The 25,574-nt window shown below is 74.1% G+C and carries 22 protein-coding genes; 5 read left to right on the top strand and 17 right to left on the bottom strand.

From position 1 onward, the window contains the following. Positions 1–43: 43 nt before the first annotated feature. Genes paaK through paaZ form a run of 3 tightly spaced genes read left to right on the top strand, consistent with a single transcriptional unit; the run spans position 44 to position 4,075 of the window. Entirely contained in the window at positions 44–1,384 is a 1,341-nt protein-coding gene (gene paaK / locus BLR12_RS23420; RefSeq protein WP_091383035.1) for a phenylacetate--CoA ligase PaaK, read from the top strand. Then, positions 1,381–1,995, top strand: coding sequence for a TetR/AcrR family transcriptional regulator (locus BLR12_RS23415; protein WP_091383033.1), 615 nt, complete (start codon positions 1,381–1,383; stop codon positions 1,993–1,995). Before paaK ends, BLR12_RS23415 begins: the two co-directional genes overlap by 4 nt. A 25-nt stretch (positions 1,996–2,020) precedes the next feature. Beyond that, entirely contained in the window at positions 2,021–4,075 is a 2,055-nt protein-coding gene (gene paaZ, locus BLR12_RS23410) for a phenylacetic acid degradation bifunctional protein PaaZ (protein WP_091383032.1), read from the top strand. Between the two features lie 12 nt (positions 4,076–4,087). Here the strand turns inward: paaZ and BLR12_RS23405 are convergent, their stop codons facing one another. The 13 genes from BLR12_RS23405 to BLR12_RS23345 form a co-directional block, all read right to left on the bottom strand. Continuing rightward, on the bottom strand, positions 4,088–5,398 hold the full coding sequence (locus BLR12_RS23405; RefSeq protein ID WP_091383030.1) for a cytochrome P450: 1,311 nt from the start codon (positions 5,396–5,398) through the stop codon (positions 4,088–4,090). Between the two features lie 14 nt (positions 5,399–5,412). Beyond that, complete coding sequence (locus BLR12_RS23400) at positions 5,413–6,267, bottom strand: 3-hydroxyacyl-CoA dehydrogenase family protein (protein ID WP_091383028.1); 855 nt, start codon at positions 6,265–6,267, stop codon at positions 5,413–5,415. Then, positions 6,264–7,508, bottom strand: a complete 1,245-nt coding sequence (locus tag BLR12_RS23395; RefSeq protein ID WP_091383027.1) for a thiolase family protein — start codon at positions 7,506–7,508, stop codon at positions 6,264–6,266. Before BLR12_RS23395 ends, BLR12_RS23400 begins: the two co-directional genes overlap by 4 nt. Positions 7,509–7,924: 416 nt before the next feature. Further along, complete coding sequence (locus BLR12_RS23390) at positions 7,925–8,617, bottom strand: IclR family transcriptional regulator (RefSeq protein ID WP_091383025.1); 693 nt, start codon at positions 8,615–8,617, stop codon at positions 7,925–7,927. A gap of 127 nt (positions 8,618–8,744) precedes the next feature. After that, positions 8,745–10,040 (bottom strand): aldehyde dehydrogenase family protein, encoded by a 1,296-nt coding sequence (locus BLR12_RS23385; RefSeq protein WP_091383023.1) that lies wholly within the window; start codon positions 10,038–10,040, stop codon positions 8,745–8,747. 85 nt (positions 10,041–10,125) lie between these two features. Further along, positions 10,126–11,319: a fumarylacetoacetase gene (gene fahA, locus BLR12_RS23380; RefSeq protein WP_091383022.1), complete on the bottom strand. Its 1,194-nt coding sequence runs from the start codon at positions 11,317–11,319 to the stop codon at positions 10,126–10,128. Then, positions 11,316–12,158, bottom strand: a complete 843-nt coding sequence (locus BLR12_RS23375; RefSeq protein WP_255363732.1) for a hypothetical protein — start codon at positions 12,156–12,158, stop codon at positions 11,316–11,318. The genes fahA and BLR12_RS23375 overlap by 4 nt, the downstream gene beginning before the upstream one ends. Further along, complete coding sequence (locus BLR12_RS23370; protein ID WP_091383016.1) at positions 12,155–13,360, bottom strand: homogentisate 1,2-dioxygenase; 1,206 nt, start codon at positions 13,358–13,360, stop codon at positions 12,155–12,157. Before BLR12_RS23370 ends, BLR12_RS23375 begins: the two co-directional genes overlap by 4 nt. Positions 13,361–13,374: 14 nt before the next feature. Next, the gene (locus BLR12_RS23365) at positions 13,375–14,958 is read right to left on the bottom strand and encodes an FAD-dependent monooxygenase (RefSeq protein WP_218120804.1); all 1,584 of its coding nucleotides are present in this window, start codon (positions 14,956–14,958) and stop codon (positions 13,375–13,377) included. 8 nt (positions 14,959–14,966) lie between these two features. Then, a complete protein-coding gene (locus BLR12_RS23360; protein WP_091383011.1) occupies positions 14,967–15,929 on the bottom strand; it encodes an MBL fold metallo-hydrolase in 963 nt (320 codons plus the stop codon). A gap of 153 nt (positions 15,930–16,082) precedes the next feature. Then, complete coding sequence (locus tag BLR12_RS23355) at positions 16,083–16,379, bottom strand: hypothetical protein (RefSeq protein ID WP_091383009.1); 297 nt, start codon at positions 16,377–16,379, stop codon at positions 16,083–16,085. Positions 16,380–16,405: 26 nt separating this feature from the next. Next, complete coding sequence (locus tag BLR12_RS23350; RefSeq protein WP_091383007.1) at positions 16,406–17,752, bottom strand: flavin monoamine oxidase family protein; 1,347 nt, start codon at positions 17,750–17,752, stop codon at positions 16,406–16,408. A gap of 24 nt (positions 17,753–17,776) precedes the next feature. Continuing rightward, positions 17,777–19,276 (bottom strand): APC family permease, encoded by a 1,500-nt coding sequence (locus BLR12_RS23345; protein ID WP_091383004.1) that lies wholly within the window; start codon positions 19,274–19,276, stop codon positions 17,777–17,779. Positions 19,277–19,544: 268 nt separating this feature from the next. On the opposite strand from BLR12_RS23345, the gene BLR12_RS23340 reads away from it, so the two are divergent. Continuing rightward, entirely contained in the window at positions 19,545–20,132 is a 588-nt protein-coding gene (locus BLR12_RS23340; protein WP_091383002.1) for a TetR/AcrR family transcriptional regulator, read from the top strand. 4 nt (positions 20,133–20,136) lie between these two features. Here BLR12_RS23340 and BLR12_RS23335 read toward each other — a convergent pair whose 3' ends face one another. From BLR12_RS23335 to BLR12_RS23325, 3 genes are all read right to left on the bottom strand, one after another. After that, positions 20,137–20,730: a TetR/AcrR family transcriptional regulator gene (locus tag BLR12_RS23335; protein WP_091383000.1), complete on the bottom strand. Its 594-nt coding sequence runs from the start codon at positions 20,728–20,730 to the stop codon at positions 20,137–20,139. 67 nt (positions 20,731–20,797) lie between these two features. After that, positions 20,798–22,246, bottom strand: a complete 1,449-nt coding sequence (locus BLR12_RS23330) for an APC family permease (RefSeq protein WP_091382999.1) — start codon at positions 22,244–22,246, stop codon at positions 20,798–20,800. Beyond that, positions 22,239–24,212, bottom strand: a complete 1,974-nt coding sequence (locus BLR12_RS23325; protein WP_091382996.1) for a primary-amine oxidase — start codon at positions 24,210–24,212, stop codon at positions 22,239–22,241. The genes BLR12_RS23330 and BLR12_RS23325 overlap by 8 nt, the downstream gene beginning before the upstream one ends. A 107-nt stretch (positions 24,213–24,319) precedes the next feature. On the opposite strand from BLR12_RS23325, the gene BLR12_RS23320 reads away from it, so the two are divergent. Beyond that, a complete protein-coding gene (locus BLR12_RS23320) occupies positions 24,320–24,760 on the top strand; it encodes a hypothetical protein (protein ID WP_091382993.1) in 441 nt (146 codons plus the stop codon). Here the strand turns inward: BLR12_RS23320 and BLR12_RS23315 are convergent. Next, a complete protein-coding gene (locus BLR12_RS23315) occupies positions 24,693–25,526 on the bottom strand; it encodes an alpha/beta fold hydrolase (RefSeq protein WP_218120803.1) in 834 nt (277 codons plus the stop codon). The two genes, BLR12_RS23320 and BLR12_RS23315, sit on opposite strands and share 68 nt — an antisense overlap. Between the last annotated feature and the right edge of the window lie 48 nt (positions 25,527–25,574).

Genomic DNA, 25,574 nt, shown 5'->3' with positions numbered 1-25,574 from the left:
CCGGCCGCCCCGGCGACGACGCTGCACGACGGAGGCATCGGCCATGACGGCTGTGACGAGCGAGACCCCGCGGCGCCTCGGCGCGCGCCCCGACGAGGCGATCCTCGACCCGGCGGAGCGCATGTCCGTCGACGAGCTCCGCGCCCTCCAGCTGGAGCGGCTGCAGTGGACGCTGCGCCACGCCTACGAGAACGTGCCGCACTACCGGCAGGCCCTCGACGCCGCCGGCGTGCACCCGGACGACTGCCGCGAGCTGTCGGACCTCGCGCGGTTCCCCACGACCAGCAAGGCCGACCTGCGGGACAACTACCCGTTCGGCATGTTCGCCGTCCCGCAGGAGCAGGTCCGGCGGGTGCACGCGTCCTCCGGCACGACGGGGCGGCCGACCGTCGTCGGATACACCGAGCGCGACATCGACACCTGGGCCACGGTCATGGCCCGGTCGATCCGCGCGGCCGGCGGGCGCGCGGGCGACAAGCTGCACAACGCCTATGGGTACGGCCTGTTCACCGGTGGCCTGGGCGCCCACTACGGCGCCGAGAAGCTGGGCTGCACGGTCATCCCCGTCTCCGGCGGCATGACCCCGCGGCAGGTGCAGCTGATCACCGACTTCGCGCCCAGGGTCGTCATGGTGACGCCGTCCTACATGCTCACCGTCATCGACGAGTTCGAGAAGCAGGGCATCGACCCCCGCTCCTCCTCCCTGGAGATCGGCATCTTCGGTGCCGAGCCGTGGACCGAGCAGATGCGCCGGGAGATGGAGGACCGCCTCGACATCGAGGCCGTCGACATCTACGGCCTGTCCGAGGTCATGGGCCCCGGCGTCGCCCAGGAGTGCGTGGAGACCAAGGACGGCCTGCACGTGTGGGAGGACCACTTCTACCCGGAGGTGATCGACCCGCTCACCGGCGAGGTCCTGCCCGAGGGGGAGCAGGGCGAGCTGGTGTTCACCTCGCTGACCAAGGAGGCCATGCCGGTCATCCGCTACCGCACCCGGGACCTCACCCGCCTGCTGCCGGGCACCGCCCGGCCGGGGATGCGCCGCATGGAGAAGATCACCGGCCGCACCGACGACATGATCATCCTGCGGGGGGTCAACCTCTTCCCGACCCAGATCGAGGAGATCGTCCTGCGCACGCCGGGGCTGTCGCCGCACTTCGCGCTGGAGCTGACCACGCGCGGCCGGATGGACCACCTGACCTGCCGGGTCGAGGCGCGCCCGGACTGCCCGGCCGAGCGCCGGCCCGTCGCCGCCGCCGAGGTGGCGAAGGCGGTGAAGGACACGGTCGGCACCAGCATCGAGGTGCTCGTCGTGGACCCCGAGACACTGGCCCGCTCGGTGGGCAAGCTCAAGCGGCTGTACGACCACCGGGACCGGGCATGACGTCCACGGCCGATCCCGCCCGGACCCGGCGGGGCCGCCCCGGGCACTCGCTGGACTCGCTGCTCGACGTCGCGGTCGCGGTCTTCAACGAGCGCGGCTACGACGCCACCAGCATGGAGGAGCTCGCCGCCCGGCTCGGCGTCACCAAGTCGGCGATCTACCACCACGTGACCAGCAAGGTGGAGCTGCTGCGGCTGGCGCTCGACCGCGCCCTGGACGCGCTGTTCGCCGTCACCGAGGAGCCCGGTGCCACCGGCGGGCCCGCGATCGACCGGCTCGAGCACGTCGTCCGCGGGTCGGTCCGCGTGCTCACCGAGCAGTTGCCGTTCGTCACCCTGCTGCTGCGGGTGCGCGGCAACTCCCCGGTCGAGGAGGCGGCGCTCCAGCGGCGCCGCGAGTTCGACCGGGTCGTGACCGACCTCGTGCGCGCCGCCGAGGAGGAGGGCGACGTCCGTCCGGACGTCGACCCCGGCGTCACCAGCCGGCTGCTGTTCGGCACCGTCAACTCGCTCGCCGAGTGGTACCGCCCGGACGGCGGCCTGTCCGCCGACGACCTCGCCGACGCGCTCGTCACCACGACGTTCTCGGGCCTGCGCGCCCGCCCGTCCTGACCCCTCCCTCCGCCGAGGAGCCCCGATGACCGCACCCCTGCTCGAGAGCTACGTCGCCGGCCGGTGGTACGCCGCGCCCGACGACGGGACGCCGATCGCCGACGCGGTGACCGGCGAGACCGTCGTCCGGATCAGCAGCACCGGCCTGGACGTGGCCGCCATGCTCGACCACGCCCGCACCGTCGGCGGGCCGGCGCTGCGCGAGCTGACGTTCCACCAGCGGGCCGGTCTGCTCAAGCAGCTGGGCCTGCGGCTGATGGCCGGCAAGGACGCGTTCTACGCGCTGTCCCGCCGCACCGGCGCCACGGACCGGGACAGCGCGGTCGACGTCGACGGCGGCTTCGGCACGCTGCTGTCCTACGCGTCCAAGGCCCGGCGCGAGCTGCCCGACGACACGGTCGTCCTCGACGGCCCGGTCGAGCCGCTGGGCAGGCGCGGCACCTTCGCCGGCCAGCACCTGTACACCCCGATGCGCGGCGTGGCCGTGCAGGTCAACGCCTTCAACTTCCCCGTCTGGGGCTTCCTGGAGAAGCTGGCCCCGGCCTTCCTCGCCGGGGTGCCGACGGTGGTGAAGCCGGCCAGCCAGACCGCCTACCTCACCGAGGCGGTCGTCCGGGAGATCGTCGGGTCGGGCCTGCTGCCGGAGGGCTCGGTGCAGCTGCTGGCCGGCAGCGCGACCGGCCTGCTCGACGGGCTGGCCGGCCAGGACCTGGTGTTCTTCACCGGGTCGGCCGCGACCGCCCGCAAGCTGCGCAGCCACCCCGCCGTCGTCGCGAACTCGGTGCGGTTCAACGCCGAGGCCGACTCGCTCAACTGCTCGGTGCTCGGGCCCGACGCCACCCCGGACACCCCCGAGTTCGGCCTGTTCGTCGACCAGCTGGTCACCGAGATGACCGTCAAGGCCGGCCAGAAGTGCACGGCGATCCGCCGCGCGCTGGTCCCCCGCGAGCTGGTGGACGACGTCGTCGAGGCCACCCGGGAGCGGCTCGCCGACGTGGTCGTCGGGGCGCCGGGCGCCGAGGGCGTGACCATGGGTGCCCTGGCGAGCCTCGACCAGCGCGAGGAGGTGCTGCGCTCGGTCAAGGCGCTGCGCGGCGTCGCCGAGCTGGTCGCCGGCGACCCCGAGCACTTCGAGGTCGTCGGGGCCGACCGCGACCGCGGCGCCTTCCTGCCGCCGATGCTGCTGCGCTGCGACGACCTGACCGCCGCCGAGCCGCACGACGTCGAGGCGTTCGGCCCGGTCAGCACCGTGCTGCCCTACGACGGGGTCGCGCACGCCGTCGAGCTGGCCGCCCGCGGCCAGGGCAGCCTGGTCGGCTCGCTGGTCACCCACGACGAGGCGGTGGCCCGGGAGTTCGTGCTCGGCGCCGCGCACGCCCACGGCCGCGTCCTGGTGCTCGACCGCGACGACGCCGCGGAGAACACCGGCCACGGCTCCCCGCTGCCGGTGCTCGTGCACGGGGGACCGGGCCGGGCCGGCGGCGGCGAGGAGCTCGGCGGCATCCGCGGCGTGCTGCACCACATGCAGCGCACCGCGGTCCAGGCCTCGCCGGACGTGCTGACCGCGATCGGCGGCCGCTGGGTTCCCGGCGCCCGGCGCACCGACGACGGGGTGCACCCGTTCCGCAAGTCGCTGGCCGAGCTGCGCATCGGCGACTCGGTCACCGCCGGCCCGCGGGCGGTGACGCTGGAGGACATCGAGCACTTCGCCGAGTTCACCGGCGACACCTTCTACGCCCACATGGACGAGGAGGCCGCCCGCGCCAACCCGCTCTTCGGCGGCCGGGTGGCGCACGGGTACCTGATCGTCTCCTGGGCGGCCGGGCTGTTCGTCGACCCGGACCCGGGCCCGGTGCTGGCCAACTACGGGGTGGACAACCTGCGGTTCCTCACGCCGGTCAAGCCGGGGGAGGAGCTGACCGTCACGCTCACCGCCAAGCAGATCACCCCCCGCGGGGGCGCCGACCACGGCGAGGTCCGCTGGGACGCCGTCGTCGTCGACACCGAGGGTGCCCCCGTGGCGACCTACGACGTCCTCACCATGGTCGCCAAGACCTGGCCCCCCTCGTCCGGCAGCTGACCAGGTGCGGGGTCAGGCGACCGTCCACCGGATGGGCAGCCGCTTGACCCCGCGCTGGAAGTTCGAGCGAAGCAGCGCCGGCGGCCCGTCGAGCTCGAGCGTGCCGGTGCGGCGCAGCAGCTCGGCGAACAGCGCCCGCATCTGCACCCTGGCCAACTGCGCGCCGAGGCAGAAGTGCGGGCCGTGCCCGAAGGTCAGGTGCGGGTTGGGGGAGCGGCGGACGTCGAAGCGGTCCGGCTCGGCGAACACCGCCTCGTCCCGGTTGGCCGAGGTGAAGGAGACGACCACCTTGTCGCCGGCCCGGATGCGGACCCCGGACAGCTCGACGTCGACCGTGGCCGTCCGGCGGAACACCATGACCGGCGTCCACCAGCGCAGCACCTCCTCGACCGCGCCGGGCAGCAGCGAGGGGTCGGCGCGGACCGCGGCCAGCTGGTCGGGGTGCTGCAGGAGCGCGATCAGCCCGCCCGGCAGGCCGTTGCGCAGGGTCTCGTTCCCGGCCACGGCGAAGAGCCAGAACATGTTCTCGAACTCGTCATCGCTCACCTGGCCGCCGTCCTCGTCCACCTGGGCGAGCAGGATCGACATGACGTCGGTGCCAGGGGAGCGGCGCTTCTCCTCGGCCAGCAGCCGCGCGTAGCCGTAGAGGTCGGGCATGCCGGCGCGGGTGCGCGGGTCGGGCATCCGCCCGTCCGGGCCGGGCGCCGGGCGCAGGGCGACCGCCGCGCGGGCCATCGCCGTCCCGCCGGTGCCGTCGAAGGCCGCCGAGGTGGCGTAGTCGGGGTCCTGCCAGCCGATCACCCGGTTGGACCAGTCGAACATCAGCCAGCGGTCCTGGGCCGGCACGCCGAGCACGTCGGCGAGGGTGAGCAGCGGCAGGTCGGCGGCGACGTCCTTGGCGAAGTCGCACCGGCCCTCGGTGGCACCGCCGACCACGCGGTCCACCAGGTCGGCCGCTGTCGCCTCGATCGAGGCGGTCAGGGCCGCGACCGCCCGCGGGGTGAACGACCGGGTGAGCAACCGGCGGAGCCGGGAGTGGTCCGGCGGATCGGTGTTGAGCATCATCCGGCGGACCCAGGCGAGGTCGGCGGCGTCGCGGACCTGGGTGGCGCCCAGCCACGAGGAGAACGTCGCCGGATCGCGCAGCACCCGTTCCACGTCGGCGTGCCGCAGCACCAGCCAGAACCCCGGCCCGGCCGGTTGGCCGTGCAGCGCGGGTTCCCCGACCCAGCTCACCGGGGTCCCGGCCCGGAGCCGGCGCAGCAGCTCGAACGGCGGTCCGGTCTCGTAGGTGGCGGGGTCGACGAGGGCGGCGGTGTCCACCGGTGCGACCTCCCTCAGTCGTAGGTGTGGAAGCCGCGCCCGGTCTTGCGGCCGAGATCGCCCGCCGCCACCTTGTCGCGGAGCAGCTGCGGTGGGGCGAACCGCTCGCCGAGGGTCCGGTGCAGGTACTCGGCGATCGCCAGCCGGACGTCCAGGCCGACCAGGTCGGTCGAGCGCAGCGGGCCCATCGGGTGGCGGTAGCCCAGCTCCATGGCGGTGTCGATGGCCTCGGCGTCGGCGACGCCCTCCTCGAGCATCCGGATGGCCTCCAGGCCCAGCAGCACGCCGAGGCGGGAGGACGCGAAGCCGGGGGAGTCCCGCACGACGATGCCCGTCTTGCCGAGGGCGCCCACCCAGCCGCGGGCGGCGTCCACCAGCACCGGGTCGGTCTCCGGCGCGACGACGAGCTCGACGAGCTTCGAGGCCGGCACCGGGTTGAAGAAGTGCATCCCCAGGAAGCGCGAGGGGCGCTCCACCGCCGCGGCGAGCTCGGCCACCGACAGGGAGCTGGTGTTGGTGGCCAGCACCGCGGCGGGACCGGCGGCGGCCGCTGCCGCGCCCAGCACCTCGGCCTTCAGGTCGGCCCGCTCGGGGACGGCCTCGATCACCAGGTCGGTGTCCCGGCCGAGGTCGGCGGGGGTCTCGAGCAGCGTCAGCCGGCCGAGGACCTCGCCGGGGTCCCCGTCCAGCTTCCCCCGCGCGGCCGCCTGCTCCAGCCCGCCGGCGACCCGCTCGCGGGCGGCCTCGGCGGCCTCGCCGCCGGCCTCGACGACGGCGACGCGCGCCCCGGCGGCGAGGAACACCTGCGCGATGCCGGCGCCCATGCGGCCGCCACCGATCACGGCCACCCGCCCGGGGACGCCGCTCACACCGTCTCCACGAGCATCGCGACGCCCTGGCCCACGCCCACGCACAGGGTGGCCAGGCCGCGACGGCCGCCCTCGCGCTCCAGCCGGCCGAGCAGGGTCACCAGCAGCCGGGCGCCGGAGCAGCCGAGCGGGTGACCCAGCGCGATCGCCCCGCCGTCGGCGTTCACGACCTCCTCGTCGACCTTCAGCCGGCGCAGCACGCCGATCGACTGGGCGGCGAAGGCCTCGTTGAGCTCGACGGCGTCCAGGTCGCCGATGTCCCACCCGGCCTTGGCCAGCGCCTTCTCCACCGCCGGGACGGGACCGAGACCCATGACGTTCGGGGCCACGCCCGCGCTGGCGCCGACCACGACCCGGGCCCGCGGGGTCAGGCCGTACCGCTCCAGCGCGGTCCCGCTCGCCAGCACGAGCGCGGCGGCGCCGTCGGACAGCGGGGAGCTGTTCCCGGCGGTGACCACACCCCCGGAGCGGAAGACCGGCCGCAGCCTCCCCAGGCTCTCCAGGGACGAGCCGCGGCGGGGTCCCTCGTCGGCGGTGACCTCGACGGTCTCCTCCTTCCCGCGCACGGCCACCGGGACGATCTCCGACGCGAACCGGCCGGCGTCCTGCGCGGCCACCGCCCGCTCGTGGCTGCGGACGGCGAACGCGTCGCACTCCTCGCGGGTGAGGCCGTCGAGCGCGGCGATCTCCTCGGCCGTCTCGCCCATCGACAGCGTGATCTTCCGGGTGCGCGGGTCCTCCGGGTGCTCGACCGCCTCGTCGTGGGCGGTGAAGGCGGGGTTGGTGAACCGCCACCCGAGCGCGGTGTCGGCGACCTCGCCGGGCTTGGCCCACGGCGCCCCCGGCTTGGCCATGACCCACGGGGCGCGGGTCATCGACTCGACGCCGCCGGCGATCGCGAGGTCCAGCTCCCCGGCCCGGATGGCGGCCGCCGCGGAGGCGGTCGCGGTCAGCCCGGAGGCGCAGAGCCGGTTCGTCGTGTAGCCGGGGACGGTGTCCGGCAGCCCGGCCAGCAGCACCGCCATGCGGGCGACGTCGCGGTTGTCCTCCCCGGCCTGGTTGGCGGCACCGAGGACCACCTCCTCGACCGCGTCCGCCGGTGCACCCGACCGGCGCAGCGCCTCACCGACGACGAGCGCGGCCAGGTCGTCGGGGCGGACGGCGGCCAGCGCGCCCCCGTACCGGCCCTGCGGGGTGCGGACCCCGTCGACCAGGAAGACCTCGGTGGACCCGTGGGACATCGGCACTCCTCGGACGTGTCGGGCGCGATTTCCCGACCGAGCGTTCAGTTATTGCGGAGCAAGTCTGACGGACGGTCGGCGATCGGGGCAACCCCCGCCACGACGTGCCCGATCCACTGCGCACGTGCCGGGCCGACCGGCTCCAGCTCGACGAGCTCCCCACCCGCGAGCACACGCTCGACCAGGTGGCCCGGGCACCCGAGGACGTGCGCGCCCGAGGAGGGCGTCTTCCCACGAGCCGCGCCCTGGCCGGCCGGGCCGGCTGGTCCGGGCCGTCACGGAGCCGGCCCGGCGCGGCAACTCCTCAGCGCGGCCCCTGCAGTGGGAGGACCCCCTCGCCCTCCGCCACTCGCGAGCTCGCGGCGGGACCCTGCAAGGGAGCCGGGGCCTGCTGCCGATGGGGGGCGGGGGTCCTGTCAGCTCAGCGCGGCGCCGACCTGCTGCGCGGAGCGGACGACGGCCCGGCCGATCCGCTCGGTGTCCGCCCCCTCGTCGACGAAGACCACCGCCAGCGCGGCGCGGGCACCACCGTCGGGCCCGAGCACGGGTGCGGCGATCGACCGGACCCCGGGGATCACCTCGCCGTGCGACCCGGCCCACCCGACCCGGCGGGCCTCGCGGAGCGCCTCGCGGTCGTCGGGCGAGGCGGCCTCGGGCATGAGCAGGGCGAGGCCGGGTGCGCCCCGGTCCACCGGGTGCCGGATGCCCGGCCGGTACACGACGTGCGCCGGGGAGTCGTGCGGTTCCACGCTGGAGACGGTGACCGCCTCGTCGCCGGCCCGGACGACCAGGAACGCCGTCATGCGGAGCTCCGCGACCAGGGCGTCGAGCCGGGGCAGCGCCGCGGACTGGAGGTCGGTCCGCACGCCCCGGGCGAGGCCGAGCATGCCCAGACCGAGGCGGTAGTGACCGGCCGGGTCCCGCTCGACCAGCTGGTGGTCCTCCAGGGTGCGCAGCAGGCGGTAGGTGATCGACCGGTGCAGGTCCAGCGCCGCGCCGATCTCGGCGATCGGCTGGGGGACGCCGACGGCGGCCAGGTGCTCGAGGATCCGCAGACCCCGGTCCAGCGTCTGTGACTGGGGCGTGCCCCCGCCGCTGCCCTCCACCATCGCCGTCCTCCCGGTGCACTGTGCGCTCCCACCCTACGGTCGCCCTCGGCGGGCGCCGGGCCGGCCGGCGGGCACGGGAGGGACGCCGCCCCGGCGGCCCGGGGCGGCGCCGCGTCCTCGGTGGGGCTCAGCCGTTGACCACCTGCGGCACGGCCACCGCCTTCAGGCCCTCGACGCCGAACTCCAGCCCGTACCCGGACTTCTTGACCCCGCCGAAGGGGATCATCGGGTGCACGCCGCCGTGGGAGTTGATCCAGACGGTGCCGGCCTCGAGCCGGGCGGCCACAGCGCGCGCCGCCTCCCGGTCGCTGCTCCACACCGACGCGCCCAGGCCGACGTCCAGCCGGTTGGCCATGGCCACGGCCTGGTCGACGTCCTCGTAGCGGACGACCGGCAGCGCGGGGCCGAACTGCTCCTCGGCGACCAGCGGGTTGGCGTCGTCGACGTCGGCCACGATGGTGGCCGGGTAGAAGTGCCCGGCCGCGTCGGGGTCGGGATCCCCGCCGAGCAGGATCTTCGCGCCGGCGTCGCGGGCGGCGTTCACCAGCCGCGCGACCACCTCGTGCTGCGCGCGGTTCTGCAGCGGGCCGAGGACGTTCTGCTCGTCGAGTCCGCGGCCCATGGGCATGGCCTGCGCGACCTCGACGAGCGCCGCGCAGACCTCGTCGTAGACGTCGGTGTGCACGTAGAGCCGCTTGAGCGCGGCGCACGTCTGGCCGGTGTTGATGAACGCGCCCCAGAACAGGCCCTCCGCGATCGCCTTCGGGTCGACGTCGGGCAGGACGATGCCGGCGTCGTTGCCGCCGAGCTCGAGGGTCAGCCGCTTCACGGTGTCGGCCGAGCTGCGGATGATGGCCTGGCCGGTGGCGGTGGAGCCGGTGAACACGAGCTTGTCGACGCCCGGGTGGCCGGACAGCCGCGCGCCCACCTCACGGTCGCCGGCGACGGCGGTGAGGACGTCGGCGGGGAGCGCGCCGTTGAGGACCTGCACCAGCGCCAGCACGCTCAGCGGGGTGTACTCCGACGGCTTGACCACCACGGTGTTGCCCATCCGCAGGGCCGGGGCGACCTGCCAGACGGTGATCATCATCGGCCAGTTCCACGGCCCGATGGCGCCCACGACGCCGACCGGCCGGTAGTGCAGCTCGGCGTGGGTGTCCTCGTCGTCGACCACGGTGCCGCCGGGGAGCTCGGTGGCCGCGGTGGCGCGCAGCCAGGCGGCGCAGGCGCCGACCTCGAAGCGGGCGTTGGGGCCGTTGAGCGGCTTGCCCTGCTCGCGGGAGAGCAGCTCGGCGAGGGGCTCGGCCGCCGCGACCCGGCCCACGACCTCGCCCGTCGCCGGGTCGAGCACCTCGCGTCCACCGGGGTCGGTGATGCCGGACAGCAGGCTGTCGTACGTGGGCGTGTCCGACGTGGTGCTCACAGGGGTGGTCACGGTGGGCGTGGTCAACGCGGTGCTCCGGTGGGTGAGAGGGGAGTGGTGTGGTGTCGAGGTGCAGCGGGCGGGCTCACGGCGCCGGCTGGATGCGGCCGGTGACCTCGCCGAGGGAGATGCGTCCGCCGTCGGCGCCGGGGGCGGTGGCGGTGAGGGTGACCTCGTCGCCGTCGGCGAGGAAGGTGCGGGTGGTGCCGTCGGCGAGGGTGAGGGGCTCCGTGCCGTTCCAGCACAGCTCGATGAACGAGCCGCGCTGGTCGGTCGCCGGGCCGGAGACGGTGCCCGACGCGTACAGGTCGCCGGTGCGCAGGCTGGCGCCGTTGACGGTCATGTGGGCCAGCTGCTGGGCCGGGGTCCAGTACACGAGGTCGAACGGTGGGCAGGAGACGAGGTGGCCGTTGAGGCGGATCTCGATGGCGATGTCCAGGCCCCAGGGTCCGGCGTCGGTGTCGTCGAGGTAGGGCAGCAGCGGCGCGTCGCGGGCGGGCGGGCGCACCCGGGCGGCGTCCAGCGCGGCCAGCGGCACCACCCAGGGGGAGATCGAGGTGAGGAAGGACTTGCCGAGGAAGGGGCCCAGCGGCACGTACTCCCAGGACTGCAGGTCCCGGGCCGACCAGTCGTTGACCAGGCAGACGCCGAACACGTGGTCGGGGAAGGCGGTCAGCGGCACCGGGGTGCCCAGCTGGGACGGCGTGCCGACGACGAAGCCGATCTCGGCCTCGATGTCCAGCCGCTGCGAGGGCCCGAACGTGGGTGCGTCGTCGGTGGGGGTCTTGCGCTGCCCGTTGGGCCGGACCACCGGGGTGCCGGAGACGGCCACGGTGCCCGCGCGGCCGTGGTAGCCGATCGGCAGGTGTTCCCAGTTCGGCGTCAGCGGCGCGGAGTCCGGGCGGAACATCCGGCCGAGGTTCTCCGCGTGGTGCCGGGAGCTGTAGAAGTCGACGTAGTCGGCGACCTGGACCGGCAGGTGCAGCGTCACCTCCGACCGGGGCAGCAGGTGCGGCTCGACGGCGCCGCGGTGGGCCTCGTCGGTGAACCAGTCGGTGAGCCGGGCGCGCAGCTCCGCCCAGGCCCGCGGGCCGAGGGCCAGGAAGGCGTTGAGCGAGCCGGTGGCGTGCACGCGATCGCCGGTGGCCGCGGCCAGGTCCAGGACGGCGTCGCCGATCGCCACCCCGGTGCGGGGTGCGGTGCCCGGGGTGGAGAAGACGCCGTAGGGCAGGTTGTCCAGCCCGAAGCCGGTGCCGGGCGGCAGGTCGAGCCACGTCATGCGGGGGTCCGATCGAGGGAGGGCAGCAGGCCCAGGGCGACGAGGTCGTCGACCGGCTCGAGCACGCTGCAGGTGCCGAAGGAGGTGAAGGCGGCGCGGGCGCGGGCGGCGCGGTCGGGTGACCAGCCGCCGGCGAGGGTCGCGGGGTCGTCCTGGCGCAGCCAGCGCTCGGCCGCCGCGGCGGGTTCGCCGGCGGCGAGCGCGTCGCAGGCGGCGAGCAGGTTGAGGAAGCCGTGGTGGGCGAACCCGGTGGCCGGGTCGGTGTGCCGGACGGCGGAGTGCAGCCCGGCGGTGCACTTGACCGCCACGCCGCGGGTGACGCAGGCGGCCAGGGTGGCCGCGAGCTCCTCCGGTGGGGGGAACAGCGCGGCGCGCACCCCGCCGGTGCGCAGCTTGGCCCGGCGACCCGTGCCGGCCAGCACGTCGAGCACCCCGTCCCGGGCCGCCGACCGCGGCACCTCGATCGCCGCGGGCACGCCGGCCGGCAGCACCTGGTCGAGCACCCGGACCGCCTCTCGCGCCGTGGCGGCGTCCGCGGCGACCGGCACCTCGACGGCGGCCAGCACCAACCCCGGGTGCGCGTCGACCCGGGCCGCGGCGGCCGGCAGGTCACCGGCCGCCGCGATCAGCGAGACCCCGACCGGGCCGCCGTCCCCGAGGTGGGCGGACAGCTCGCCGAGGCGGCCGGCCGGGACGACGAACGGCCCGACCAGGTCACCCAGCCGCGCCCGCAGCTCCCGGTGCGCGGGGACGGCGGCGGCCATCGGCGCGTCCCCGGGCGGGAACAGCGCCGCGTCGTCGAACAACCCGGCGAACAGCGCGCCGGACGGCGACCTCACGCCGACGGCCCCCGCCCGGACCAGGTCCAGGCGTACTTCCCGTCGTCGACGGCGAGGCCGGCCTCACCCAGGTCCAGCGGGCGGAAGGTGTCGACCATGACGGCCAGCTCGTCGAAGTACTCCACGCCCAGGGAGCGCTCCACCGCGCCGGGCTGCGGGCCGTGGCTGTGCCCGCCGGGGTGCACCGAGATCGAGCCCTTGCCGATGCCCGAGCCCTTGCGGGCCTCGTAGTCGCCGTCGACGTAGAACATGATCTCGTCGCTGTCGACGTTGGAGTGGTAGTAGGGCACCGGCACCGCCAGCGGGTGGTAGTCGACCTTCCGCGGCACGAAGTTGCAGATCACGAAGTTGTTGCCCTCGAACACCTGGTGCACCGGCGGGGGCTGGTGCACCCGGCCGGTGATCGGCTCGTAGTCGGCGATGTTGAAGGCGTACGGGTAGAGGTGCCCGTCCCAGCCCACGACGTCGAAGGGGTGCTCCGGGAGCACGTGCACGGTGCCGGCCAGCCCGCCCGGGCCGGTGCCGCGGTGCTTGACGTAGACCTCCACGTCGGTGCCCTCGCCCAGCAGCGGCTGCACCGGGGCGCGCAGGTCGCGCTCGCAGTACGGCGCGTGCTCGAGGAACTGCCCGTACTTCGACAGGTAGCGCTTGGGTGGGGCGATGTGGCTGTTGGCCTCGATCGCGTAGGTGCGCAGCGGCTCGGGGCCGGTCGGCACCCAGCGGTGGGTGGTGGTCCGCGGGATGACCACGTAGTCGCCCCGGCCGACCTCCAGCGCCCCGAACGTCGTCTCCACCGTGGCCGCGCCGCGCTCGACGTAGACGCACTCGTCGCCGGTGGCGTTGCGGTAGTACGGGCTCGGCGACGACGAGACCGCGTAGGAGATGCGGACGTCACCGTTGCCCAGCACCAGCCGGCGGCCGGTCACCGCGTCGACCGCCTTGTGCTCCTCGCCGGGGAACAGGTCGTGCAGCTTCAGGTGCCGCGGTACCAGCGGCGCGTTGGGCGTGAGCGTCTGGTCGGGCAGCTCCCACGGCCGGGCGTCCACGATCGCCGACGGGATGCCCCGGTGGTAGAGCAGCGCGGAGTCCGAGCTGAAGCCCTCCTCGCCGACCAGCTCCTCGGAGTACAGGCCGCCGTCGGGACGGCGGAACTGGGTGTGCCGCTTGGGTGGGACCTCGCCCACCTGCCGGTAGAACGCCATGGGTTGTGCCTCCTTCAGGCCAGGACGGGGCTGGGGACGGGGCGGGACAGCAGCCGGGCCACCGCAGCGGTGACGTCGGTGGCGCGGGTGAGGACGGCGGCGACGTGCCCGTCGGGCCGCAGCACCCAGATGTCGTCGGGCCGGGCGCCGAGCGCCTCGCGCAGCGTCGGGCCGGCGTCGAGGTCGCCGATGCGGTGCACGGCCACCGGCAGGTCGCCGAGGCCGGGCAGGTGCGGTGCGGCCGCGTCGTCCCCGAGCAGGACGGTGACGCCCTCGCGGGCGAGCTGGCGCAGCCGGACGACGTCCGGCCGGCCGCGCACGGTGACCGGGCAGTCGGGCACCAGGACGCCCGGCGCGGGCACCGGGACGTCGCCGCGAGCGGGACGGCCCGGGAACGGACGGCGCTCGTCGGGCGTGGTCAGCGGCGAGTCGACGTACCAGAACGGCTCGGCCAGCCTTCCGGAGTCGACCTGCGCCCGGGCCTGCGGGTCGGTGGCGGCCCGCTCCAGGACGTCGAGGCGGCGGCGGGCCTGCTCCTCGGTGCCGGGCACCAGGAACCGCATGGTGGCGCCGGTGACCTCGATGTTCTCCAGCGCCGCGGCGTGCCGCTCGTCGTGGTAGCTGTCCAGCAGCGCCTCCGGCGCCCACCCGCGGAGGACGAAGGCGATCTTCCAGGCAGCGTTCTCCGCGTCGAGCACCCCGGAGTTCAGGCCGCGGGCGCCGAAGGGGGAGACCAGGTGCGCCGCGTCGCCGGCGACCAGCACCCGACCGACCCGCATGCGGTCGACGACCCGGGAGTGGAAGCGGTAGACCGACTTCCACACGATCTCGTAGGGGCGGTCGCCGATGACCTGCCGGATCCGCCGGTCCAGGCCACCGGAGGCCTCCTCGGCGGCCAGGTCGAAGTCCGGCGGCACCTGCCAGTCGACGCGGAACGTCGAGTCGGGGCAGGGGTGGATGAGCACCTGGCGGCCCGGGTTCCACTCCGGGTCGAAGTAGAACCGGCGCTCGGTCTCCCAGCCGGGCAGGTCGGTCCGGATGTCGCAGATCAGGAAGTGGTCGTCGAAGGTCTCGCCCTCGAAGGTCAACCCGAGGGCCGACCGCAGGGCGTCGCTGCGGGGCCCCGCGCAGGCGACCGCGTAGGACCCGCGCACGGTCGCCCCGTTCGCACAGGTGACCGTCACGCCCTCGTCGTCCTGCCCGATGCCGGTGACCAGGTGGCCCCAGCGGACCTCGACCAGGGGCTCGGCGGCGATGCGCTCGTCGAGCAGCCGCTCGGTCTCGCACTGCGAGATGTTCACGAACGGCGGGAACGGGGACTTCCCGCGGTCGGCGAACCGGAAGCTGAACAGCTCCGCGTCGCGGTGGAAGGTGCGGGCGGTGGTCCAGGTGACCCCGCGGCGGGCGACCTCCGCGCCGACGCCGACGGCGTCCCACACGTCGAGGACGTCGCGCTGCTGGCAGATCGCCTTGCTGCCGATCACGTCCCGCTCGGGGCGGCCGTCGAGGACGACGACGCGCAGGCCCCAGCGGGCCAGCAGGAGCGCGGTGGTCTGGCCGACCGGGCCGGCGCCCAGGACCAGTACCGGTGTCGTCACGGGGGGCCTCATCCCTGGAGCTCGTCCCAGACCTGGCGGTCGCGCTCGGCGGTCCAGATCACCGGGCGCTCGATGCCGGAGAACTCGTCCCACAGCCGCTGCACGTCGAAGGGCAGGCAGTGCTCGAAGATCGGCCACTCGCCGTACTCCGGGGCCAGGGCCTCGTGGGTGGCGGCGAAGGCGTCCTTGAGGGTGCCGCCGGAGCGGTGGGCCGCACCGACGGTGCGCTGCATGGTGAGCAGGAAGTCGCGGGTCTGCTCGATGGCGGCGTCGACCTGGTCGCGGCCGCGGGCGATGGCGCCGCGGCCGCCGATGAGCTGCCGCGCGCCGAGGGCCTTGACCCGGTCGAGCGTGCCGGCGGCCCAGTCGAAGTGGAACGCGTCGCCGGTGTAGAGCGCGGCCTGGGACTCGACGAGGTCGCCGGCGAAGACGATCTCCTGCTCGGGCAGCCAGGCGACGATGTCGCCCTCGGTGTGCCCGCGGCCGAGGAACTCCAGCACCAGCTCGCCGCGGTCGCCGCCCAGCTCGATGGTCAGCTTGTCGCGGAAGGTCATCGTCGGCCAGGTGAGGCCGGGGATGGACTCCGGTTCCTCGAACAGCCGCGGCATCCGGCCGTACTCGCTCTCCCAGTCCTGCTGGCCGCGCTCGGCGATGAGGTTCCTGGTCTGCTCGGAGCTGACGACCACCTCGGCGTCGAACGCGCTGGCGCCCAGCACGCGGACGGCGTGGTAGTGGCTGAGCACCAGGTAGCGGACGGGCTTGTCGGTGTGCTCGCGCAGCTTGGCCAGCCAGCGACGGGCGGCGACCGGGGTGGCCAGCGCCTCGAAGCAGACGAGGAAGTCCTCGCCCTCGATGGCGCCCAGGTTCGGGTCGCCCTCCGCGGTCAGGGCGTACACGCCGTCGGCGAGCACCTCGAGGGTCTGCTCCTTGACGCCGAGGTCGGCGGAGGAGGCGAAGGGCTTGGCTGCCATGGGGAGGTCTCCAGGTCGACTTCTGTTCGATAAACGGATCAGTCGTTCACTTACTGGTTCGAGGATAGGACGCTGTGGTGGCCGACACAAGGGGGTGGAGACGGCGGCGCCCGGGCCGCGGCGAGCAGGCCCGGGCGCCGTCGTCGCGCGGGATCAGCCGACCGGCATCCAGGCCATGTCGATCGAGACGACCTCGCTGACGGCCGCCATCCGGCCGAACTCGGGCATCCCGGCGGCCTTCGCATTGGCCGCCTCTGCCTGTTCGACGCTGTCGTAGATCCAGACGTCGGTCCACAGCCCGTCCTCGCCCTTGGCGATGACGGGTGCGGCCACGAAGCCGGGGATGGCGGCCGCGACGGCGGCGACGGCGCCGGGCCGGCTGGCCAGGAACTCCGCCTCCTGGCCGTCCTGGACGCGGATGTGGACGAACTCGACGAGGTGCTGCTCCACGGGGATTCCCTTCGGGTGATCGCTCTTCAGGACGGGGCGAGGGTCGGGTCGTCGGCAGGGACGGTCGCGACCGAGGTCAGCAGGGCGTGCACGTCCCGGCCGGCGCGCATGCCGCTCTCGATCGCGCCGTCGATGAAGCCGGCCCAGCCGTCGGCGTAGTCCGAGCCGGCGATGACGACGCGGCCCTCGGGGCGCTGCAGTTCGCCGAGCGCTCCGGTGAGCTGGCCGGCGCGCTGCATCGGCCACGTCTCGCCGGAGAGGTCGTCGGCGACCCAGTCGTGGCTGGCGACCTCGAGCACCTCGACGTCGGGCAGCCACTGGCGCAGGGCCTGCTGGACCGCGGCGCGGTCGGTGCCGTCGACTCTGTCGCTGACCGAGCCGAAGGCGACGACGATCGTCTCGCCGTCCTCCGCATACTCCACCTGGCACAGGGTCAGCGGCGCCGAGCCCGGGGCGAGGGCGACGAAGGGCTCGAACTCCCCGCGCAGCCGCGCCCAGACCTTGACGCCCTGGGACGCCTGGCCCTGGTGGGCGGCCCGCCGCTTGCCCTCCGACAGCGGCGGGTCGAAGGTCACCGAGTCGAGCACGTCCAGCGGCAGGGTCACGACCGCCGCCGCGGCGGTGAGCACCGAGCCGTCCTGGAGCGTGAGGGTGGCTCCGCCGTCGTCCTGGCTCACCGACACGACCCGGGTGTTCGTGCGGATCTCCACCCCGGCGTCGGCGGCCATCGCCTCGATGAGTCGACGGGTGCCGCCGACGACCTTGTAGGTGGCGCAGGCCTCGAACATGAGCTGCCAGCTGCCGCCGGCCAGGGCACACCAGCGCAGGCCCTGGGCGTAGCCGCCGTCCTCGGTGCGACCGCTGAAGTTGGTCGCCCACATCCCCTCGACGGCGTCGAACTCCTCGGCGCCGAGGCCGAGCTGCTCCAGCTTCTGCCGGATGGACAGGCCGTCGACCTCGGCGAGCCGCTCGCCTCCGAGCAGCGGCTGGTACGGCTGGGGGAAGTAGCTGAGCGCCTCGGCCGTGCTGGCGGCCATCCCGCGGTCGATGACGCCGAGCAGGTCGTCGGCGGTGCCGCTGTGCACGGTGCCGCCGCTGATCCAGTAGCCGCGGACGGGTGCGGGGGAGGGGACGACGCCGATCCCGTACCGGGTCAATTCGGCCCAGGTGTGCGGCTGGATCCAGTGGACCCAGGTGCCGCCCATCTCCAGGTCGCGGCCGAGCCGGGTGTCGGTCCAGGTGCGGCCACCGATGCGGTCCCGGGCCTCCAGCACGAGCACCCGGTGCCCCTGCCGGCGCAGCTCCCGGGCCGCGGTGACGCCGGCGAAGCCGGCGCCGACCACGATGACGTCGACGTCGTGTGGGTCGGACATGTCTTCCTCGTCTTCCGGGGCGGGTCAGGCGGTGGGGGTCGTGGACGGCGCTCCGGCGCTCGCGGGCGCCGGGCCGGCGTCGTCGCCCGTGCGGCGGTCGGACGCCAGGCCGACGCCGACGAGCAGCACCACGGGGACGGACAGGACCAGCGGCACGGCCGTGCCCATCGACCCGCCGATCAGCAGGGTGAAGTTGCTGAGCACCAGTCCGGCGAGTGCGGCGATCAGCACGGCCGCGAGGACCGGCGCGATGAGCGTCTGCCACGGCCGGGTGTCGAGCCTCGTCCGACGGAAGAACACGACCACGGAGATCGACGTCAGGAAGTAGAGGACGACCAACCCCAGGACGGCCACGCCGCTGAACCAGGCGAACAGGGTGAGCACCGGGTCCATGCCCAGCAGGGCGAACGGCATGACGAGGAGCAGGGCGAGCGCTGTCTGGAGGGCACTGGCCACGAAGGGTGCACCCTGGCGCGTGGTGCGGGCGACCACGGGCGGGAGGGTCCGGGCCTGCCCCAGGGAGTGCACGTAGCGGTTCGAGGCGTTGTGGAAGGCCAGGATCCCGGCCAGCAGCGACGTGGCGAGGAGGACACCGCCGACCTCGGCCGCCCACGGACCGAGTGCGTCCGAGATGGCCGCGAACAGCAGGACCGTGCCGTCACCGGACTCGAGCGCGGCGCCGGCGGCGCCGACGACCTGGCTGGCGCCGTAGGAGCTGACCACCATCCACGACACGAAGGCGAAGAAGAGCGCGATGGTGCCGACGGCGAGGTAGGTGGCCCGCGGAACGGTGCGCGCAGGGTCCTTGGCCTCGGCCGAGTAGATCGCCGTGGACTCGAAGCCGAACATCGACGCGATGCCGAAGGTGAGGGCGATGCCGGGCGCGCCGGCGAGCAGCGCGGACGGCGCGAAGCTGGCGCCGGGGTCCAGGCCCTCCGGGCCGCCGCCGGTGAACAGCGTGATCAGCGCGAAGGCCAGCAGGACGGACATCTCGGCAGCGACGAGCACTCCGAGGAACCGCGCGCCGAGGTCGATGTCGAGCGAACCGAGCACCTGCACCACCGCCATCGTGACCAGCGCGCAGGCCCACCACGGCGGGGCGAAGTCGAGATGGGTGTCGGCGAGGAACGACACGATGAAGCCGTAGAGGCCGTACATGCAGGCCTGGACCGTGTTGTACGACCACAGCGCCAGCAGCGCCGAGCCGGTGCCGAGCCGGCGTCCGAGCCCGCGACCGATGTAGGCGTAGAAGGCGCCCTCCTCGGTGACGTGACGGCTCATGGCGATGAAGCCGACTGCGAACAGGGCGATGACCAGGCCGACGACCAGGTAGGCGGCGGGTGCGCCCGCACCGTTGCCGAGCGCCACGGCCAGCGGCAGAGCGCCGCCGATGCCGGTCAGCGGGGCCTGGGCCGACAGGACGAAGAACAGGATGCCGACGACGCCGATGGCGCCGCGCTTGAGCTGGCGGTTGCCGGCTGCGTCGTCGACGGCTGGGGCGGGGGTGCGCGTGGCCTGGGACATGGTCGCTCCGGTGGATGGCGGCGGTCCGGATGCATTGGTGGGGCGACCGGGCATCCGGGGGACGAGGGGTCGTCTCCGATCGGGACGACGGACTGCGAGGTGCCGAGGGAGGGTGAACTGTCCATATGGACAGTTGTGACCGTCGGCACAGAGGATGCACGAGGTCGGGAAACTGGTCAAGTGGTCAGTTTCCGGCTCTCGTAGACCGGGGCGCGACCGTCGAGGCTCGTGTCGGTGCGTACGGTCGACCGACGAGGAACGGGGTGACATGACCGAGATCGAGACCGGGGCGGTGACCGCGCGACCGGCGCCGGGTTACGGGGAGGGGCGGCAGGCCCTGTTGGCCGCAGCGGTGCACGTCGTCGGGACCAGGGGGCTCCGTCACCTGACCTACCGGTCGGTGGCGCAGGAGGCCGGCGTGGCCCACGGTCTGGTGGCGCACCACTTCGGCAGCCGGGCCGCACTGCTGGAGGCGGCCCTGGAGTTCTCCCTGGCCAACAGCGTCGGATCGATCAGCGCCGACCCGGGCAGTGGTGACCTGGACGCCCTGTTCGCCGGCGTCGTCGAGATGGTCCAGGCCAACCCCGACGACCAGGCGTTCCAGTACGAGCTGATCCTCGAGGCCCGGCGCCGGCCGGAGCTGCGCCCGCACGTGGAGCACGTCTACGCGACCTATCGACGGGCGCTGCGCGGCGAGCTGGAGGCTGCGGGCATCGACGCGGACGACGCCCTGGTGCACCTGGTGTTCGCCGCCGTCGACGGACTGGTGTTCCAGCAGGTGTGTCTCGAGGACCCGGCGGCCGCGCAGGCGGGTGTGCTCCGACTGCGCGCTCTCCTCCGTCCTCTGGCGCGGTAGCCCGTCAGCGGACGGCGAGACCCGAGAGGTACGCGTCGAGCATGGCCAGCTGGGTCGCGGCCGGGGTGGGCGTGCCATGGGTCGTGGCGAGCACCTGCAGCCCCATGGCCATGGCGAGCAGCTGCTCGACCAGCACGTCGTCCGGCGTCGTCACCGTGACGTCGCCGTCCTCGCGGCCCTGCCGGAGCAGGTCGCCGAGCTCGCGGCGCCACTGCTGCATCGCCGCGTCGTTGAGCTCGGCGAAGCGCTGCTCGGCGACCGTCCGGCTCCAGAAGGGGAGGACGATGCGGGCCTCGAGCCGGGTCACCTCGGTCGTGGGGAGGACCTCGACGAGGAAGGCCCTGAGTGCCGCCCGCCCGCGCAACCCCTCGGTCGCCCCGCGGATGCGGTCGTTGGTCCGGTCGAAGACGTAGACGAAGGCCGCCTCGACCAGCGCTTCCTTGTTCGCGAAGTAGTACGCCAGCGCGCCGTTGGCGTACCCGGCCTCCCGGGCGATCTCGCGCATCGTGGCCGCGTCCGCGCCCCGGGTGGCCATGAGCCGCCAGGTCACCTCGAGGATCTCGCGGCGCTTGGCCTCGTGGTCCACCAGCTTCGGCACCCGCGCTCCCGTCCCCTCGTCGTCCGTTCCAGTCTGGACGACGAGGGGACGCGGGGCGGACGCGGGATCAGGCACCTCCTGCCAGGTCCGGGGCGGGTCGGGGCCGGCGGGTGAGGGCGACGGCCACGCCGAGCGCGAAGGCGGCGGCGATCACCGCGAGCAGCACGGCGGCCAGGGTGGCCGACCCGCTGATCAGGGTGGTGAAGTTGGCCAGCACCAGCCCGACGACGCCCAGCAGGCCCACCGTGCCCAGGGCCGGCGCCACCCGCGTGTGCCAGATCCGGCGGTCCACCCGGCTGCGTGCGAAGAACGCCAGCACCGCCACGCTGGTCAGGACCATGAGCAGCAGGATGCTCACCGTCGCGAGACCCGACATCCAGGTGAACAGCTGCAGCACCGGGTCCGAGCCGGCCACCGCGAAGACGGCGACCACCACGAACGCGCTCGCGGTCTGGGCCAGGGAGCCGACGTGCGGGGAGGTGTGCCGGACGTGCGTCCGGCTGAGCACCTCGGGGGCCATGCCCTGCCGGCCCAGGGCGAACAGGTAGCGCGAGATGGCGTTGTGGAACGCCAGCAGGGCCGCGAAGAGACTGGTCAGCAGGAGCACCACCATGACGTCGGCGACGACCGGGGCGACGTACTGCGCGGCCGCGGTGAACACCAGGCCCGCGGTGTCCGCCTGGGCGGCGGCGACCACGGCCCCGGAGCCGAAGGCCAGCACGATGGCCCAACTGGAGAGCGCGTAGAAGGCGCCGATGAGCACGACGGCGAGGTAGGTGGCCACCGGCACCGTCCGCCGGGGGTTGCGCGCCTCCTCGCCGTAGATCGCCGTCGCCTCGAAGCCGATGAACGACGCGATCGCGAACATGATGCTGATGCCGGGCGCGCCGGAGGAGAACGCCGACGGGGTGAACGACCGCAGGTCGATGCCCTCGGCGCCGCCCTGGACCAGCACGGCGACGGCGATGACGGCGATGACGGCGATCTCCAGGGTCAGCAGGACGCCCAGCACCTTGGCCCCGACGTCGATGTTGCGGTAGCCGAGGAGGCCGACGACCGCCATCAGCAGGAGGGCCCACACCCACCACGGCAGGTCGGGTCCGCCGTACCGGGTGGACAGGCCCTGGGCCGTGGCGCCCGCGAGGCCGTAGATCGCGGCCTGGATGGCGGTGTAGGTGAGCAGGGCCAGGCCGGCGGCGCCGACCCCGACCGGCGTCCCGAGCCCCTTGCTGACGTAGGCGTAGAAGGCGCCCGCGTCGACGACGTGCCGGCTCATCGCCGCGTACCCGACGCTGAAGCACAGCAGGACGACGGTGGCGACGACGTAGGCCATCGGGCTCCCCGCGCCGTTGCCGATGGCCAGCATGACCGGCAGTGCGCCGCCGATCGCGGTCAGCGGTGCCGCCGCGGCGACGACCAGGAACACGATGCCGACGACGCCGATCGAGCCGCGCAGGCCCGGCTCGCCCGATCGGCCGGGAGCGGCCGGCGGCGCGGTGGGCGTGAGCTCACTCATGGCAGCACCCGTCCTGGCTCGCCGTGTCGGCGGAGGGGCCGGCTGCGCGGCTGCGGCAGTGGGCGCTGGCGTTCGGAGGGACGTCGAGGGTGGGGTTGCGGTCGAAGAAGCCGACCGGCTTGAGCCGGAAGCCGGTGTGGTCGACCGGCATGATCGGCCAGTCCTCCGGACGGGGCACGTGGGTGAGGCCGAAGGTGTGCCAGACGACGAGGTCGGTGGCCTCGAGCTCCCGGTCGGCGGCCGCGTACTCGGGCAGGCCGGCACCGCCCGCGTGCTGGTTGACGAAGTCGCCGGCCGCGAAGCGCTCGGCGGGGTCGTAGGCGGTGACCCACAGGTGCTTCGTGGCGAAGGTGGCGCGCCGGGAGATGGAGCTGTCCGGGTCGGCCAGCAGGGCCGGCTGCCCCTCCGGCAGCAGCGCGTAGGCGACCGGCTCGCCGAGGCGGTTGCGGCTCTCCGGGTTGCTGATGTGCCAGATCCGCCCGACGGACTGGTCGGCCATGCGCTGCGCCTCGGACTCCCGGCGCAGCGTCGTCCGCCGCTGGGCGAAGGCGTTGCCGCGCGGGTTGTCCGGACCCATCGGGACCCGGACGAAGTCCAGCTCCTCCACCGTGTTGGTCGGCCCGTCGAGCATCATGTCCAACCGCGCGCTGAACAGGTGCTGGTGGTACGGCGCGCCGAGTCCCGGGGCGATCTGCGAGGCGTAGGGGTAGCCGTCGCCCGGGTGGGCGGAGGTGAAGACGATCCCGGTGGCCTTGACCTCGAAGCCGATCGTGCCGTCGAGGTAGAGGTACCAGTAGAACCCGTAGTCGTAGTTGCCGATCGTGGTGAAGAAGCTGATCACCATCCGGCGCTGCCGGCGGGTCTCCGAGGAGCCGGCCCACAGGTCGGTGTGCTTCCAGAGGACGCCGACGTCCTCCTCGTGCATGCAGATGGCGTTGCGCAGCACCTGCGGGTTGCCGCGCTCGTCGGCGATGACGGCGTCCAGGTAGGTGATGTCGCCGAGGCAGTCGCAGCCGAGCTCGAGGGCGTTGGCGTAGCGGCCGACCAGGTACTCGCCGGTGTCGAAGTAGTTCTGCCACGACCGCACGGGGGAGGGGTCGGCGTAGGGCACGACCATCTCGGCGATCGAGGCCCGGTGGACGATCGGCCGCAGCCGGCCGCCGTCGACGAAGCCGATCTGGTGCAGCGTCAGCCCCTCGCGGGCGTCGAACCCGACCCGCAGCTGCCAGCCCTCCCAGGTCAGCAGGTTGCCGTCGAGGGTGAAGCTGGGGCCCTCGGGCTGGGTGATCTCGATGGGCTTCTGGGTGGTGCGCATCGGCCCGGTGACCGCCGGGTCGGTGAAGTTGCCCGACTCCTCGGGGATCGGCACCGGACCGAGGTCGATGACCTGGTCGACCGTCTTGCTCATGACGTCGACGTAGCCGACCAGCCCGTCGATCGGGTGCGCCCAGGGGTGGTCCCCGGGGTGGTCCTGGCGGAAGGCCAGGCCGCGCAGGATCCGCCGTCCCTCCTCCTCCGGGTACTCGAAGACGCCGGCGGAGAGCGGGGCGACCCGGACGTCGGCGACGTCGAGGTCGCGCGCCGCGAGCGCGGCGAGCCACCGCTCGTCCGTGGCGAGCACCTCCTCCACCAGCGCGAACTCCTCGTCGAGCACCGGCAGCTGGCCGTCGGTCGCGGCGTCGAGCGCGCGGTCGGCGACGATCTCGCCCCGGTCCACCGAGACCACGACGTCCCGCCCGTTCGGCCGCGCGACGTCGTGCAGCAGCACCCGCAACCGGCGGTCGGGCACCGCGTCACCGGCGTACAGCGCTGACTTCGGCGGCTCCTCCAGCCCGACGTAGACGAACCGGGTCGACTCGGCGACCAGGCCGGCGGCGTCGAGGACCTCGCGGGCGGCGCTCACGTCCGCGGCGCTCAGCTGGGCCAGTGGGTGGGTCACGGTGCTCGCGGCGGTGTCCGCTGCCATGGGGGCTCCCTGTTTTGGTTCTACGGGTGTAGAAACACTGGGTGACCCAAGTTACAGCCGTCCGCTCGCTATGTGAAGAGCCTGTTTCGAAGTCGAACAGCACACCGGTGTTCGCGGTGGTCCGGTGGAGCGCCGTCCTGGTCGCCCTGAGCTCGGCCGCGGTCCACGTGCTGGTGCTGGGAACGGGTCCGACGCCGTCGTCGCTGCAGGTCGTGGCGGTGCTGGGGATGGCCATGGGCTGCCTGCCCTGCGCGATGCACCTCGCGCTGCTGCCCCGCCGGCGGGCATGGGCGCAGATGGCCGTCGTCTCGGCCGTCATGCTCGTCGGGCACCCGCTGCTGTCCGTCGCCTCGGGTGCCGGTCACCACGCCCCGACGGGGCCGGCGGGCGGGGCGGCGCTCGCCGTCGCACCCGTCGTGGCGCTGGCCCTGGCCGTCGCCGGCCTGGTCCTGGGCGGGCCCGCTGCCGGCGGGCGTCCCCTCAGCGGTGCGCGCGGACGTGCTCGGTCACGAGTTCGGCCGTCCGCGCGGGCGCGAGCTCGGGGATGAAGTGGGTCAGGCCCTCGAGCACCTCGAGCCGGTAGGGGGCGTCGACGAACCGCCGGGTCTGCTCGGTGGCGGCGCGGCCGAGGGCGGCGTCGCGGGTGCTCCACAGGTGCAGCGTCGGCACGCGCACCCGGCCGACAGGGTCGCGGGCGTCCAGCGGCAGCGCCCGGTACCAGGCCAGGGCCGCGCTGAGCGCGCCCGGCTCCTGCATCCGCCGCGCGTAGTGCCCGGCCTGCTCGGGCGGCAGGCCGCTGGTCTCCAGCAGCCGGCGCAGCGCCGCGCCGTCCCCGGCCAGCAGCAGCCGCTCGGGCAGCACCGGCAGCTGGAACAGCGCGATGTAGTACGACCGCAGCGCCTGGTCGCTGGTGACCATCGCGCGGGCCATCGCCGCGGGGTGCGGCACCGAGAGCGAGGTCAGCGTGCGCACCCGTTCCGGGTGCCGGGCACCCAGCGCCCACGCGACGAGCCCACCCCAGTCGTGGCCCACGACGTGCGCGCTGCCCAGCTCCGCGGCGTCCAGCAGCGCCAGGACGTCGTCGGTGAGCTCCCGCAGCCGGTAGGCCGACCGGCCGGTCGGCCGGGCGCCGGGGGAGTAGCCGCGCTGGTCGGGTGCCAGGGTGCGCAGGCCCGCGCCGTGCAGGTCCCCGGCGACGGCGGTCCAGGCGGCGGAGTCCTGCGGGAAGCCGTGCAGCAGGACCACGGGCTCCCCGCCGGACGGGCCGCCGTCCCGGACGTCGAAGACCAGACCGTCGCGCGTGTACCTGTCCACCCCGCCACGGTGCCCGGGCGGTGCGGGGGTCATGCCCGCCGGCGGCGC

It is taken from the genome of Geodermatophilus sp. DSM 45219, assembly GCF_900104025.1.
Taxonomy (GTDB): Bacteria; Actinomycetota; Actinomycetes; order Mycobacteriales; family Geodermatophilaceae; genus Geodermatophilus.
The sequence above is the reverse complement of the archived record's forward strand: the minus strand, read 5'-3'. Positions and strand labels throughout refer to the sequence as shown.